At 31.1% G+C, this 14,411-nt stretch carries 13 protein-coding genes; 9 read left to right on the top strand and 4 right to left on the bottom strand.

From position 1 onward, the window contains the following. Window positions 1-169: 169 nt before the first annotated feature. A complete protein-coding gene (gene hisC / locus ACNMOQ_RS11275; protein ID WP_416349846.1) occupies window positions 170-1,237 on the top strand; it encodes a histidinol-phosphate transaminase in 1,068 nt (355 codons plus the stop codon). Window positions 1,238-1,301: 64 nt separating this feature from the next. Continuing rightward, complete coding sequence (locus ACNMOQ_RS11270) at window positions 1,302-1,880, top strand: 5' nucleotidase, NT5C type (RefSeq protein ID WP_017000371.1); 579 nt, start codon at window positions 1,302-1,304, stop codon at window positions 1,878-1,880. A gap of 92 nt (window positions 1,881-1,972) precedes the next feature. On the opposite strand, the gene ACNMOQ_RS11265 is transcribed toward ACNMOQ_RS11270, so the two are convergent. From ACNMOQ_RS11265 to ACNMOQ_RS11250, 4 genes are all read right to left on the bottom strand, one after another. Beyond that, a complete protein-coding gene (locus ACNMOQ_RS11265) occupies window positions 1,973-3,475 on the bottom strand; it encodes a peptide MFS transporter (RefSeq protein WP_135031305.1) in 1,503 nt (500 codons plus the stop codon). A gap of 176 nt (window positions 3,476-3,651) precedes the next feature. After that, entirely contained in the window at window positions 3,652-5,166 is a 1,515-nt protein-coding gene (locus tag ACNMOQ_RS11260) for a peptide MFS transporter (protein ID WP_017000369.1), read from the bottom strand. 419 nt (window positions 5,167-5,585) lie between these two features. Continuing rightward, window positions 5,586-6,086, bottom strand: coding sequence for a preQ(1) synthase (gene queF / locus ACNMOQ_RS11255; RefSeq protein WP_017000368.1), 501 nt, complete (start codon window positions 6,084-6,086; stop codon window positions 5,586-5,588). Between the two features lie 3 nt (window positions 6,087-6,089). Beyond that, window positions 6,090-6,974, bottom strand: a complete 885-nt coding sequence (locus ACNMOQ_RS11250) for a DMT family transporter (protein ID WP_017000367.1) — start codon at window positions 6,972-6,974, stop codon at window positions 6,090-6,092. A gap of 373 nt (window positions 6,975-7,347) precedes the next feature. Here ACNMOQ_RS11250 and nrdI point away from each other — a divergent pair, with 373 nt between their 5' ends. From nrdI to ACNMOQ_RS11215, 7 genes are all read left to right on the top strand, one after another. Next, window positions 7,348-7,737, top strand: coding sequence for a class Ib ribonucleoside-diphosphate reductase assembly flavoprotein NrdI (gene nrdI / locus ACNMOQ_RS11245; protein ID WP_017000366.1), 390 nt, complete (start codon window positions 7,348-7,350; stop codon window positions 7,735-7,737). Beyond that, window positions 7,709-9,814: a class 1b ribonucleoside-diphosphate reductase subunit alpha gene (gene nrdE, locus ACNMOQ_RS11240; protein ID WP_017000365.1), complete on the top strand. Its 2,106-nt coding sequence runs from the start codon at window positions 7,709-7,711 to the stop codon at window positions 9,812-9,814. Before nrdI ends, nrdE begins: the two co-directional genes overlap by 29 nt. A 27-nt stretch (window positions 9,815-9,841) precedes the next feature. Beyond that, window positions 9,842-10,813, top strand: coding sequence for a class 1b ribonucleoside-diphosphate reductase subunit beta (gene nrdF, locus ACNMOQ_RS11235; protein ID WP_064204699.1), 972 nt, complete (start codon window positions 9,842-9,844; stop codon window positions 10,811-10,813). 254 nt (window positions 10,814-11,067) lie between these two features. Then, entirely contained in the window at window positions 11,068-11,496 is a 429-nt protein-coding gene (locus tag ACNMOQ_RS11230; RefSeq protein WP_416349845.1) for a FixH family protein, read from the top strand. Window positions 11,497-11,620: 124 nt separating this feature from the next. Then, entirely contained in the window at window positions 11,621-12,589 is a 969-nt protein-coding gene (locus tag ACNMOQ_RS11225; RefSeq protein WP_017000362.1) for an ABC transporter permease, read from the top strand. Beyond that, on the top strand, window positions 12,582-13,547 hold the full coding sequence (locus ACNMOQ_RS11220) for an iron chelate uptake ABC transporter family permease subunit (protein ID WP_064204700.1): 966 nt from the start codon (window positions 12,582-12,584) through the stop codon (window positions 13,545-13,547). The genes ACNMOQ_RS11225 and ACNMOQ_RS11220 overlap by 8 nt, the downstream gene beginning before the upstream one ends. Beyond that, window positions 13,544-14,344, top strand: coding sequence for an iron ABC transporter ATP-binding protein (locus ACNMOQ_RS11215; protein ID WP_064204701.1), 801 nt, complete (start codon window positions 13,544-13,546; stop codon window positions 14,342-14,344). Before ACNMOQ_RS11220 ends, ACNMOQ_RS11215 begins: the two co-directional genes overlap by 4 nt. Window positions 14,345-14,411: the final 67 nt, after the last annotated feature.

Below are 14,411 nucleotides of genomic sequence, written 5' to 3'. Positions count from 1 at the left end.
CAAATGACTCAGCCTTAAATGTTATATTTGCAATGGATATCTGGTTTGAAAATGTCCTTGTATCAAGTCTTTCAATCTAGTTATCTTTAACGGAGTGACACATAGAAATTTTATGAGGACGATTAGATTTCTATGTCACACTTATTTTTAAATATGGAGGTCATAGGATATGAAGCAACAATTAAAAGAGTTACAGGCTTATCAGCCTGGTTTATCACCAAGGCAACTAAAAGAAAAGTACGGCATTGAAGGGGATATGGTAAAGCTTGCTTCAAATGAAAATTTGTACGGCCCTTCTCCGAAAGTTAAAGATGCAATACAAGAAAGTCTAGATGAGTTATTTTATTATCCAGAAGTGAAACAATTTGATGTAAAAGATACTTTGAGTCAGTTTTTAAACGTAAAGAAAGAACAAATATTTTTTGGATCTGGTTTAGATGAAGTTATCATGATTATTTCTAGAACAGTATTAGAAGCAGATGATGAAATATTAACGAGTGATATGACGTTTGGACAATATAAACATCATGCCGTCATTGAACGTGCACAAGTTAAGACGACGCCACTTAATAATGGTTATTTTGATTTAGATGCAATGTACGAAGAAATTACTGATAAGACGAAATTAATATGGATTTGTAATCCTAACAATCCATCTGGAACATATTTACCACACGAGGAACTAGAATCGTTTATTAAAAAAGTTCCAGATAATATTATCGTGTTAATCGATGAAGCATACATAGAGTTCGCTGTTGCTGAAGATATGCCTAGAAGTTTAGAATTATTAGATAAATATAAACAAGTTGTTGTATTAAGAACATTTTCTAAAGCATATGGCTTAGCATCACAACGAATTGGATATGCGATTGCCGATGAATCATTACTCAACCAACTTGATATTGTTCGTCTACCTTTCAATGTAACGTCACTATCCGCAGTTGCAGCTAACGCAGCGTTACAAGATCAAGAATATTTAAAAGATATTACTAACAAGAATAGAACTGAAATTGAAAAATTCTTAAATTCTTCGTTTAAAGAACATTTATATGACAGTCAAACAAACTTTGTATTCGTAAACACAGATAAACCTCAAGAACTATACGATCAATTATTAAAAGAAGGTTTTATCACAAGGCCGTTTCCTAATGGAGTTCGTATTACAGTTGGTTTTAGTGAGCATAATGATAAAATGATTAAAGTATTAGAAACCTTTTTCGAAAAAGTGAATTCATAAAAAAGGAAAGTGAATAAGTTCTTTGTTATAATAGTATACATGAGATATAAAAGGAGAAGGTATAATGGCGAAACAAACAATCGGTATTGATATGGATGAAGTGTTAGTTGATACAATTAAAAAATTATTAATGCGTTATAATCAAGAAACTTCTTCAAATGTTACTATGGAAGAACTAAAAGGTAGTAAAATTAGAAATATGATGCCTGAACACCAAGGTATTTTAACTGATATTCTTAGGGAAGATGGATTTTTCAGAGATTTAGAAGTATTTGATGATGCTGTAGATGTTGTAAGAAAATTAAACGAATATTATGATGTTTTTATCGTTACAGCTGCAATGGACGTACCTACATCATTTGCTGATAAATATGCTTGGTTAAGAGAACACTTACCATTTATTGATCCACAACATTTTGTATTTTGCGGTGATAAAGGAATTGTAAATACAGATTACTTAATCGATGACAATCCTAGACAATTAGAAAGCTTTAATAATCATTCAATTATGTATGCAGCAGCACATAATATTGATTATGATAAGTGGCCAAAAGTATACAATTGGAAAGAAGTAGAAGAATACTTCTTAGGTGAAAATGGAGAATATAATAAACAGAAAAACTTATCCGAATCTATAAAGTAATTGTGGTATTTCATTATTTAATATCACAAGAATTAAGCTAACAAACTCAATATAAATGATAAAAGAAGCCCAATCTATTGATTGGGCTTCTTTTAATGTATACCTTGCATAAGTTTTTTGATTTTTGGTGTCATAGCAAGCACAATTAATGCTACAACAATTGCGATTGCACCAATAAGACCGAAGTAATTTTGGTGTCCTAATGGTTTTATTAATTTTACAAGTTGTCCGTTGATTCCTTGTGCAGTTGCGTTAGTTAAGAACCATAAGCTTAGCATTTGTGCAGAGAATGCTCTTGGTGCAAGTTTCACAGAAACACTTGATCCTGTAGGAGATAAACATAGCTCTCCAATTACACATAAGAAGAAACTTAAAATTAGCCATATAGGATTCATTAACTCAGTTTGTTGCATAGACATTGCAATCATCATCGCAATGAATGACACACCTGCAAAAGTAAGACCAATTACAAATTTAAGAGGTGTAGAAGGGTTATATTTACCTAATTTTTGCCATAGCATTGAAATAATTGGTGCAAATATTACGATGAAAAATGGGTTGATTGATTGGAACCAACCAGCTGGAATTTCGAAGTTAATACCATACACAGATAAATCTAATTGTGTTTTCTCTTGAGCAAATACACCTAGAACGTTTGAACCTTGTTCTTGTATACTCCAGAAAAGTACTGAAGCTAAGAATAGTGGTACATAAGCTAACAATCGAGATTTCTCGGTACTATCAATATCTGGACTTCGGTACATAATAGACCAGTAAATAAATGGTACTACTATTCCGACTATTAAGACAATTAAACTTATAGAATTAAATGTAAGTTGATCAACTAAGTATAAAATACCTAATAATATAAGAATACCTATCGTACTATATGTAAATATTTTAGAGTATTTAATTTTTTCTTTATGATTTAAAGGGTTTGAAGGGAAGTTCTCAACTTCACCAAGACTTTTTCTTTGGAATAGTACGTAAGCTATTAAAGCTAAGAACATACCAAATGCTGCAATAGAGAAACCTTGGTGGAAACCAACATTCAAACGTACTTTGTCAATAATAAGAGGTGATAATAAAGCCCCCATATTAACTGACATATAGAAAATAACAAATCCCGCATCTAATCTATTATCATTTTTGTGATATAGGCCACCTACAACATTAGAAATGTTTGGCTTCATTAAGCCTGACCCGATAATAATAAGAATCATAGAGATTAAAAATGCGCCCAATCCAAATGGTAAAGATAATACAACGTGACCGAACATAATCAATATAGAGCCTAAGAGTAAGGATCTTCTCGAACCAAGTAATCTATCTGCAACCCAACCACCTAGAATACCTGTCATAAATATCAGTGAGCCGTACATTGCCATAATTTGCTGAGCAGTAATTTTATCTAATCCTAGTCCGCCTTGACTTACGGAGAAGTATAAATAGTACAGCAAAATAGCACGCATACCGTAATAACTGAAACGTTCCCAAAATTCAACAAAAAACAGTATGCCTAAGCCGCGTGGATGCCCAAAAAATCCATGTTGAGGAACAGTTTCAACCATTTCCTCGCGCGTCATTTTGACCATAAAAATCGCTTCCTTTCTAAACTCTCCCCCAATTTTTAGGTAAGTTTAAAGAATAGTTTAAACCTCTAAAATAAAAAATTCAATAAAATTTGTATAAGTTCTAATATTATGAATATTCTAAAAAATATAATATAAAAAGAAGACCGAAACATAAATTTGTCTCGGTCTCCTTTATATTATTTAACACCAGCCATAAGTGTTTTGATTTTAGGACTTGCAACCATTAATAATGCTGCAATTACGATTGCTACTATACCAGAGTATAGGAAGTAATCGTTCGTACTTATGCTTGTATATAATTTAACCATTTGCGCGTTAATACCTTGAGCCATCGCGTTTGATAAGAACCAAACACTCATCATTTGAGCAGTGAAAGCTTTAGGTGCCAATTTAGTTGTAGTTGACAGTGCAATAGGTGAAAGACAAAGCTCACCTATAGTAACTAATAAGAAACTACCGAATAACCAAATTGGGTGAATGATTGAAGAATCACTTGATAATGGGATGACCATAATAATATATGATAATCCTGCGAATAGGACACCAATTGCGAATTTATAAACAGTTGGTGGATTAAATTTACCAAGTTTTACCCATAATACTGAGAATACAGGTGCAAGTAAAATAATGAAAAATGGATTAAGTGATTGGAACCATGCTGCTGGAATATTGAAATCAATAGCACCACCAGTTAGTTTCGCCATGCTTAATTCAGTTTTTGTATCAGCAAATTGAGCTAACACTGTAGATCCTTGTTCTTGAATCATCCAGAATGCAACAGCTGCAATAAATAACGGTATATAAGCATACACTCTTGAACGCTCATAGTCTTCAGTTTTCTTACTTGTTGTAATTTTAATAAAGTAATAAATAGGTAATAATACACCTAATACTGAAATGAAGTTTGCAAAGTTAGGTAAAGTTAATTGGTCGAATAAACTTAAAATGAGACAAACAATTGCGGCAATAATCACAACTATCGCTACGATTTTAGTTATTCTAGCTTTCTCTTCTTTATTAAGTGGATCTGGTACTTCAATACCAGCTAAACCTAAATATTTTTTATTCGTAATAAAGTAAATAACTAAACCAACGAACATACCTACAGCTGCCACTGCAAAGCCTGCGTGGAATCCGACATTTACTTGTAACCATCCAATGATTAATGGTGAAATTAATGCACCTAAGTTAATAGACATATAGAAAATTGTGAACGCTGAATCCAATCTTGGGTCATTTTTCTCATACAACAGACCAACTGTTGATGAAATATTCGGTTTTAATAAACCTGTACCAATGATTAAGAATAAAAGCGCGACAAGTAATAAAGTAAAGTTATTTGGTAATGATAGTAAGATGTGACCTATCATGATTAGAATACCACCATAGAATAGGGCATGACGAGTACCTGTAATTCTATCAGCAATCCAACCACCGATAACACCACTCATGTATACTAGTGCTCCGTAAATTGAGACAATTTGTAGTGCTAAACCTTGGTCTATACCAAATCCGCCTTTAGCTACTGAATAGTATATGTAGTAAGCAAGGATGGCTTTCATTCCATAATAACTGAATCTTTCCCAGAACTCAGTAAGGAACAAAGTTGATAAACCTTTAGGATGACCGAAAAAACCAGTACGTGGCGTACTTTGAATGATTTCCTCTTTTGAATAATGTTTGTTATCCATTTTTTAATTCCCCTCATTATAAACTATATTAAATTGTGTTGTACTTAAAAATAGCACATATTAAATTGTAATCGTTTGCTAATAAAAATACAAGGTAAATATTGATAATATTCATACAATAATGACTATTTAAAATAATTAAACCCTTTCATTTCAGGCTTTATAAAGAAAGTGAAAAAGTTAAAATAATTGTAAGCGTTTTCTTTATAACGTCTAAAAATATGTTGAATTGCATAGAAAGGTGAAAAAAGTGCATATTCATACTTGAGAGGCTATAGAAACACTCGTATTAAGCAAGTGCTATAAATTAAAATATAACAAACGCCCAATCCGTATTTAACTAGCGGATTGGGCGTTTGTTTTTGAGAAATTGAGGCTAATGTCTCAATTTCTACTATATATATTGGAATTATGGTCTGTTATCTATTATCGATGTTTTCAGGATATAAGTCATGATTCATCATACGATATTCAGCCATTTCTTCATACTTTGTACCTGGGCGACCATAATTAGTATATGGGTCAATTGAAATACCGCCTCTTGGTGTGAATTTACCTAAAACTTCTATATAATGTGGATCCATTAATTCAATCAAGTCATTCATGATAACATTCATACAATCTTCATGGAAATCTCCATGATTTCTAAAACTAAATAAGTAGAGTTTTAAAGATTTAGATTCTACCATTTTTACATTTGGTATATATGATATATAAATTGCTGCAAAATCAGGTTGTCCTGTAATAGGGCACAATGATGTGAACTCGGGACAGTTAAATTTAACAAAATAATCTCTGCCTTGGTGTTTATTATCAAACACTTCTAGAACTTCTGGATTATATTGATCATAATATTGATTGTTTTGGTTTCCTAATAATGTTATATCTTTTAAATCTTCTTTTTTTCTGCCTTCTGACATTGTTTATGATTCTCCTTTTTCTATTGATTCTTCCGGTTTCGGATTTCTTTGAGCTTTTTTGAACATATAATACCCAGCAAGGAATATAATGATATAGCCAAGGTAACTTAATAAGTCAGGTGACTCTTTGAAAATTATAAAACCTAGTAATGCACTAAATACAACTGACGCGTATACAAAGATTGAAATATCTTTAGCAGCAGCGTAACTATAAGCTATCGTTATTCCGAACTGACCAACAGTAGCAAAAACACCAGATAACAATAATATGATTACTTGTGTTATGCTCATTGGTTCATACGTGAAAATAACAAAAGGTATAAGTACTACTGTAGAGAAAAATGAAAAATAGAATACAGTTGTATAAGCTTTTTCACGTTTACCTAGAGGTCTCAGACAAGTATAGGCACCTGCTGCAAATAATCCTGATAATAGACCAATAATCGCTGGTGTCATATCTGAATTAAATGAAGGCTTGATAATGAAAATTGCACCTGCTATTGCGACAATCATTGCAATAACTTGGTATTTTCTAGCGCGTTCATTTAGAAATAGTGCACATAGAATAATAGTCCAAAATGGATTTAATTTCATTAACATGTCTGCGTCACTTAGTACCATATGGTCTATGGCATAAATATTTAGCAAAACACCAATGAGTCCTAAAGAGGATCTTAAAATTAACAATGGTTGGTTTTCTAATTTGCCGAAAAATGATACTCGTGCTTTATAAGCAATATATATTGGAACAAGCATGGCTACTAGATTTCTGAATAATGATTTTTGGAAAACCGGTAAATCACCAGACAATCTGAAGAAAACAGCCATTAAGCTAAATCCAATAGAAGATATAAGTATAGCAAGAATACCTTTTATTGTAGAATTCATTTTATACACCTTCCATTTTTTATCAATGAACATATATTATCATAACTCACTTTACAAAGTATATGGAATTCTAATTTTTTAAATTTATGAAAGTAAAATAAAGAAATTTTCAAATGTTGATATAACAACACTTGTGTGACATATCGATAAAGTCAACCCTATTTTTTATAAAAATTTAAGGTATTATGAGTGTTATGGCTCGTCGTTAATGTTATAATAAATCACATAATATAGTATGTACTAACAAAAGTTAACACTATATCTTGTGTTTTACGCATTTAGAATAAAAAGTTATAAACTATGTAAAAATTTATATTTTTAATTTATAAAAATTCGTAAACACAAAGTATATACATATGGCAGGTGATAGTGTATGAAGATAATTTATTTTTCTTTAACAGGTAATGTTAGACGATTTATTCAAAGAGCAGGATTATCGAATACGATGGCTCTCACTGAAGCAAACAAGACAGAAGAAATAAATGAACCATTTATAATTGTCACAGGTACAATTGGGTTTGGCCAAGTACCTGACCCCGTCCAAGCATTTTTAGATGTAAATCATAAAAATCTTAAAGCGGTAGCTGGCAGTGGAAATAGAAACTGGGGCAATAATTTTGCAAAAGCGAGTGAGGAAATTGCGAATAATTATAATGTCCCTTTATTAATGAAGTTTGAACTTCATGGTAATCAGGAAATAGCAGATGAATTTAGAGAAAAGGTGGTTAATCTTTATGAAAATGATAAACAAACAGAATTATAATCATATCGAATTAAATAATAAAGTGACTAAGCGTAGAGAAGATGGTTTCTTTGATATTGAGAAAGACCAAGAAGCATTAGAAGTTTATTTAGAAGAAGTAAAAGAAAAAACAATTCAATTTGGTACTCCAATTGAACGTTTACATGCTTTGGTTGATCAAGATTTCTATTATGATTTATTCAAAGAGTATAGTGAAGCGGATTTAGAAGAAATAAATGAATTTGCAGATTCTATTCCTTTTCAGTTTGCAAGTTACATGTCAGCAAGTAAATTCTTTAAAGATTATGCCTTAAAGACTAATGATAAATCTCAGTATTTAGAAACATATAAAGAACACGTTATTATTGTTTCATTGTATTTAGCTAAAGGAAATGTAGCACAAGCGAAACAATTTATTGAAGGAATGATTGAACAACGAATTCAACCAGCAACACCTACTTTCTTAAACGCGGGTAGAGCAAGACGTGGTGAATTAGTGAGTTGTTTCCTATTAGAAGTAGATGATAGCTTAAACTCTATTAACTTTATTGATTCAACAGCGAAACAATTAAGTAAAATTGGCGGAGGAGTTGCAATCAACTTATCGAAACTTCGTGCACGTGGCGAAGCGATTAAAGGTATTAAAGGTGTAGCTAAAGGCGTACTACCAGTTGCTAAATCATTAGAAGGTGGATTTAGTTATGCAGATCAACTTGGTCAAAGACCTGGCGCAGGCGCAGTATATTTAAACATTTTCCACTATGATGTTCTTGAATTCTTAGATACTAAAAAAGTAAACGCAGACGAAGATATTAGACTTTCAACTATCTCAACTGGATTGATTGTTCCTTCTAAATTCTTCGATTTAGCAAAAGAAGGTAAAGACTTTTACATGTTTGCACCACACACGGTTGAACGTGAGTACGGTAAAACATTAGATGATATCAACTTAGACGAGTATTACGATGAGCTAGTAGCAAACCCTAACATCATCAAGAAAGCTAAAGATGCACGTGAAATGTTAAATACAATTGCACAAACACAATTACAATCAGGTTATCCTTATTTAATGTTTAAAGACAATGCAAACAAAGTTCATCCGAACTCTGATATTGGCCAAATTAAAATGAGTAACCTATGTACTGAAATCTTCCAACTGCAAGAAACTTCAGTTATTAATGACTATGGAACAGAAGATGAAATTAAACGTGATATTTCTTGTAACTTAGGTTCATTGAATATTGTAAATGTTATGGAATCTAAAAAATTCAGAGATTCTGTTCATACAGGTATGGATGCATTAACAGTTGTGTCAGATGACACTGAAATCAAAAATGCTCCGGGTGTTAGAAAAGCAAATAATGAATTACACTCAGTTGGTTTAGGTGTAATGAACTTACATGGATATTTAGCAAAAAATAAAATCGGCTATGAATCAGAACAAGCTAAAGACTTTGCAAATGTATTCTTTATGATGATGAACTATTATTCTATAGAGCGTTCAATGGAAATAGCGAAAGAAAGACAAGAAACTTACGTTGATTTTGATAAATCAGATTACGCTTCAGGAAAATATTTCGAGAAGTATACACAAGAAGATATTAAACCGCAATTTGATAATGTAGCAGATTTATTTGAAGGATTAGATATTCCAACTGCAGAAGATTGGAAAGCTTTAGCTGAAAAAGTTAAAGAAAACGGTCTTTACCATGCATACAGACTTGCTATAGCACCAACACAAAGTATTTCTTATGTTCAAAATGCTACAAGTTCTGTTATGCCAATCGTTGACCAAATTGAAAGAAGAACATATGGTAACTCAGAAACATTTTACCCTATGCCATTCTTATCACCAGAAACAATGTGGTATTACAAATCAGCATTTAACATAGATCAAATGAAATTAATTGATTTAATTGCGACGATTCAACAACACGTAGACCAAGGTATTTCAACAATCTTATATGTAAATTCTGAAATTTCAACACGTGAACTTTCAAGACTATATGTATATGCACATCATAAAGGATTAAAATCACTTTATTATACTCGTAACAAATTATTAAGCGTTGAAGAATGTACAAGTTGTTCAATTTAATCATTTTAATAAGATAGGAGATCTAACATGAAGGCAGTAAATTGGAATACACAAGAAGATATGACAAACATGTTTTGGCGTCAAAATATTTCCCAAATGTGGGTAGAAACAGAATTTAAAGTTTCTAAAGATATTGCAAGCTGGGAAACTTTAACAGAACCTGAAAAGAATGCATTTAAGAAAGCATTGGCTGGATTAACAGGCTTAGATACACATCAAGCTGACGACGGCATGCCGCTTATTATGATGCACACTAAAGATTTACGTAAAAAAGCAGTTTACTCATTTATGGGTATGATGGAGCAAATTCATGCGAAAAGTTATTCTCATATTTTCACAACATTACTACCATCCAGTGAAACGAATGAATTACTAGATAAGTGGGTAGTAGAAGAACCACATTTAAAATATAAATCAGATATCATTCTGAGCAATTATCATAAATTATGGTCTAAAGACGCGTCAGTATATGATCAATATATGGCTCGCGTAGCGAGTGTGTTCCTTGAGACTTTCTTATTCTACTCAGGATTCTATTATCCATTATATTTAGCAGGACAAGGTCGCATGACAACTTCTGGAGAAATTATTCGTAAAATATTACTTGATGAATCTATTCATGGTGTATTTACTGGTTTAGATGCACAAAGTTTAAGAAACGAATTAACTGAAGATGAGAAATTAAAGGCTGATACAGAAATGTACCGCATGCTAGAGCTATTGTTCAAAAATGAGTATGAATATACAAAAATGCTTTATGATGAAATTGGGTTAACAGAGGACGTTATGAATTACGTTGCATATAATGCGAATAAAGCGTTAGCTAACTTAGGTTTCGAACCGTATTATGAAGAAAAATCATTCAACCCTATTATCGAAAATGCTTTAGATACAAGCACTAAGAACCATGACTTTTTCAGCGTTAAAGGTGATGGATATGTATTAGCACTAAATGTTGAACCTTTAACAGATGAAGATTTTATTTTCGATGAAAACTAAAAACAATAATTAAATAAAAGTAATTATTACTTTCTTAAAACTGTCGCAAAGTGCAAAACTTTAGTGACAGTTTTTTGTATCCTATACTTTATAAGACCTTTTTATTTAAGGTGAAAACATATAAAATGAAAGTATATAAAAGTGTTATTTTAGCTTTTGAATAGAAAAGTTAACATATTTTTCAATATTTGAGCATTTTACATTTACTTAATTAGATATAATGAGAATAGAATTAAAAAAAAGGTGGGTTACATATGAAAAGAGTTTTACTGGGTCTTTTATCGTTAATCATTATTTCAGTGTTAGCTGCTTGTGGTAATGATAATAAAGAAAAAGAAGATCATTCAGAACATAAGCAGTCAGATCATGATTCATCTGATAAACCTCAAGCTTTAGAAGTTAAGCTAGATGTACCAGAAGAAGCGAAAAAAGGGGAAGAAGTAGACTTATCTGCTGAAGTTACATTAGGGAAAGAAAAAGTAAAAGATGCTGATGAAGTAATGTTTGAAATCATAAAAGATGGCGACAAAAAGAATTCTGAAATGAAAAAAGTGAAAGAAAATAAAGACGGGAAATATACTTTAAAGTATAAATTCGATGAAGAAGGTACTTATAATATCACAAGTCATGTCACAGCACGTGATCAACATACAATGCCGAATAAAGATATTAATATAAAATAATTATAAAAGAGTAATGAAATTTAATTTCATTACTCTTTTTTTAAATAGCATTGCATTTTAACTGAATATTCATTACAATAAAGATAATGATAATCGTTATCAACTAAGAGAAGTAGGGTGTATCATGGGAAAGTTTTTAATGCGTTTAGATGTATTGATTGTATTATTAGTTATCGCAACATTCTTCTCAATATTTATTGGCGTTTCAGAAGTGAGACCTTTACAAATATTAAGTCTCACAGATGAACAGAAAAATATACTAGTATCTAGTAGAATTCCTAGAACGGTTAGTATTATTATTTCAGGAAGTTGTTTAGCAATATGCGGTCTGATTATGCAACAGTTAACGAGAAATAAATTTGTTTCTCCAACAACAGCAGGCACGATGGATTGGGCAAAGTTAGGTGTTTTAATTTCACTGATACTATTTCCAGACACGAATATATTATTTAAACTTTTATTCGCAACATTACTAAGTTTATTTGGAACAATGTTATTCATGCAAATCCTACAAAGAATTCAATTCAAAGATGTTATTTTTATACCACTTGTAGGGATAATGCTTGGTAACATTGTTTCTAGTTTTTCAACCTTTGTTGCTTTAAGAACAAACGCTGTTCAAAGCATAGGAAACTTTATGCAAGGTAACTTTTCTATCATTACTAGTGGGCGATACGAAATTTTATACATAAGTATTCCTTTATTGATAATTGCGTATATTTTTGCCAACAAATTTACGATTGCAGGTATGGGAAAGGACTTCAGTGTCAACTTAGGATTAAATTACCATAGAATAGTTAATATTGGTTTAATCATTGCATCTATCATTACAGCACTAGTTGTTGTAACAGTAGGAATGATGCCTTTCTTAGGATTAATTATACCGAACTTAATTTCAATATTCAGAGGTGATCATCTTAAAAATGCTTTACCGCACACTGCAATCTTAGGCGCATTGTTTGTTATGATATGCGACATTTTAGGAAGACTGATTATATTCCCATATGAAATTACAATTGGTTTAACAATTGGTGTAATTGGTAGCTTTATTTTCATAGTTTTATTGATGAAAGGACGTTCGAAAAATGCTTAAGAAATTAACACCAGTACAGAAACTCATCCTTTTATCCATTATAACTATTTTAATAGCAGCGTTGTATTTGTTCTATAACATCAATCCAAACATTTTAGAATACCAATTAACAAGTCGTGTAAGAAAGACAATCGCGATGTTATTAGTTGGTGCAAGTATTGCAGTATCAACAGTTATTTTCCAAACAATTACAAACAATAGAATTTTGACACCTTCTATTATTGGTTTAGATGCTGTTTATATGTTTATAAAAACTTCATTAATATTTTTCTTTGGTTCTACTTCAACAATTGTTTTGAATAACCATTTAAATTTCTTAGTGACTTTAGTCGGTATGATTATATTCAGTTTATTCTTATTCCAAATATTATTTAGGTCTAAAGATCAAAATGTATTTTTTATTTTATTATTAGGTATTGTATTTGGGACATTCTTCTCAAGTTTATCCAGTTTTATAGAGATGATGATAGATCCAGAAGAGTTCTTATCTATTCAAAGTGCAATGTTCGCAAGTTTTAATGCAATTAATGAAGGCATACTTTTAATATCCGGCGTTGTATTAATCATAATGATTATCATTGCGTTCTTTATTAAACCATATTTAGATGTACTTTCATTAGGTAGAGACCAAGCAATCAACCTAGGGGTCAATTATACACAAGTTACAAGATGGTTGATGGTAATGGTAGCATTACTTGTTACAGTTTCTACAGCATTAGTTGGACCTATTACATTTTTAGGTTTACTTGTAGTGAACTTGGCCCATGAATTTATAAAAAGGTTTGAACATAAATATATACTACCAACAGCTATTTTAATTAGTTGGATTAGTTTATTTTTAGGCCAATGGGTAGTTGAACATTTATTTGAAGGCAACACTGAAATTAGCATTATGATCAACTTTATAGGCGGCATTTACTTTATATTCTTAATATTAAAGGAGCGTAATGTAACATGATAAAAGTAGAAGGATTAACGAAAGCTTATCAAAACAATAAAGTCGTAGACGAAGTGGACATCGAAATAGAAACAGGAAAAATCACATCATTTATAGGACCTAATGGTGCAGGTAAAAGTACTGTATTAGCAATGGTTAGTAGATTAATTGAAAAAGATAACGGAAGTATAAAAATAGATAACCATGATATATCTTCAATGAAAAGTAATGATTTGGCGAAAAAACTATCTATTTTAAAACAAACGAACCATACAGAGTTGAAAATCACAGTTAGACAATTAGTAAGTTTCGGGCGTTTCCCATATTCAAAAGGAAAATTGAAAAAAGAAGATCATCAAATGATTGATAAAGCTTTAGAGTATTTAGGTTTAACAGAAATACAAGGCAAATATTTAGGTGAATTATCAGGCGGGCAAAGACAACGTGCTTATATAGCAATGACAATCGCTCAAGATACTGATTACATTTTACTTGATGAACCATTAAATAACCTAGATATGAAACATTCCGTTCAAATTATGAAGATATTAAGAAGACTTGTAAAAGAAATGAATAAAACGATTGTACTCGTGATTCACGATATCAATTTCGCTTCTTGTTATTCAGATAGAATCATTGCCATAAAAGAAGGTAAAGTAGAAATAGCAGGATCTAAAGATGATGTAATAGAAGAACCTGTTCTAAGTGGTATATATGATTTAGATATTAAAATCGAAGAGATCAATGGACAACGCATTTGTGTTTACTTTGATAATGAATATATTGAAGCAGAAGAAATTCAAACTTTAGCAATATAGTCTTTTTACATTGAAAGGAGTGATGCTTGATATTTGCAAGTAAGTAATTATTTATTTGTGCACTGTT

This window comes from Mammaliicoccus lentus (assembly GCF_947036595.1).
Lineage (GTDB): Bacteria > Bacillota > Bacilli > Staphylococcales > Staphylococcaceae > Mammaliicoccus > Mammaliicoccus lentus.
This window is presented reverse-complemented; position numbering and strand designations above follow the sequence as displayed.

Excerpts from the sequence above, each read along its gene's own strand:
- hisC (WP_416349846.1), top strand. The coding sequence starts at position 170 with ATGAAGCAACAATTAAAAGAGTTACAGGCTTATCAGCCTGGTTTATCA.
- ACNMOQ_RS11270 (WP_017000371.1), top strand. The coding sequence starts at position 1,302 with ATGGCGAAACAAACAATCGGTATTGATATGGATGAAGTGTTAGTTGAT.
- ACNMOQ_RS11265 (WP_135031305.1), bottom strand. The coding sequence starts at position 3,475 with ATGGTCAAAATGACGCGCGAGGAAATGGTTGAAACTGTTCCTCAACAT.
- ACNMOQ_RS11260 (WP_017000369.1), bottom strand. The coding sequence starts at position 5,166 with ATGGATAACAAACATTATTCAAAAGAGGAAATCATTCAAAGTACGCCA.
- queF (WP_017000368.1), bottom strand. The coding sequence starts at position 6,086 with ATGTCAGAAGGCAGAAAAAAAGAAGATTTAAAAGATATAACATTATTA.
- ACNMOQ_RS11250 (WP_017000367.1), bottom strand. The coding sequence starts at position 6,974 with ATGAATTCTACAATAAAAGGTATTCTTGCTATACTTATATCTTCTATT.
- nrdI (WP_017000366.1), top strand. The coding sequence starts at position 7,348 with ATGAAGATAATTTATTTTTCTTTAACAGGTAATGTTAGACGATTTATT.
- nrdE (WP_017000365.1), top strand. The coding sequence starts at position 7,709 with ATGAAAATGATAAACAAACAGAATTATAATCATATCGAATTAAATAAT.
- nrdF (WP_064204699.1), top strand. The coding sequence starts at position 9,842 with ATGAAGGCAGTAAATTGGAATACACAAGAAGATATGACAAACATGTTT.
- ACNMOQ_RS11230 (WP_416349845.1), top strand. The coding sequence starts at position 11,068 with ATGAAAAGAGTTTTACTGGGTCTTTTATCGTTAATCATTATTTCAGTG.
- ACNMOQ_RS11225 (WP_017000362.1), top strand. The coding sequence starts at position 11,621 with ATGGGAAAGTTTTTAATGCGTTTAGATGTATTGATTGTATTATTAGTT.
- ACNMOQ_RS11220 (WP_064204700.1), top strand. The coding sequence starts at position 12,582 with ATGCTTAAGAAATTAACACCAGTACAGAAACTCATCCTTTTATCCATT.
- ACNMOQ_RS11215 (WP_064204701.1), top strand. The coding sequence starts at position 13,544 with ATGATAAAAGTAGAAGGATTAACGAAAGCTTATCAAAACAATAAAGTC.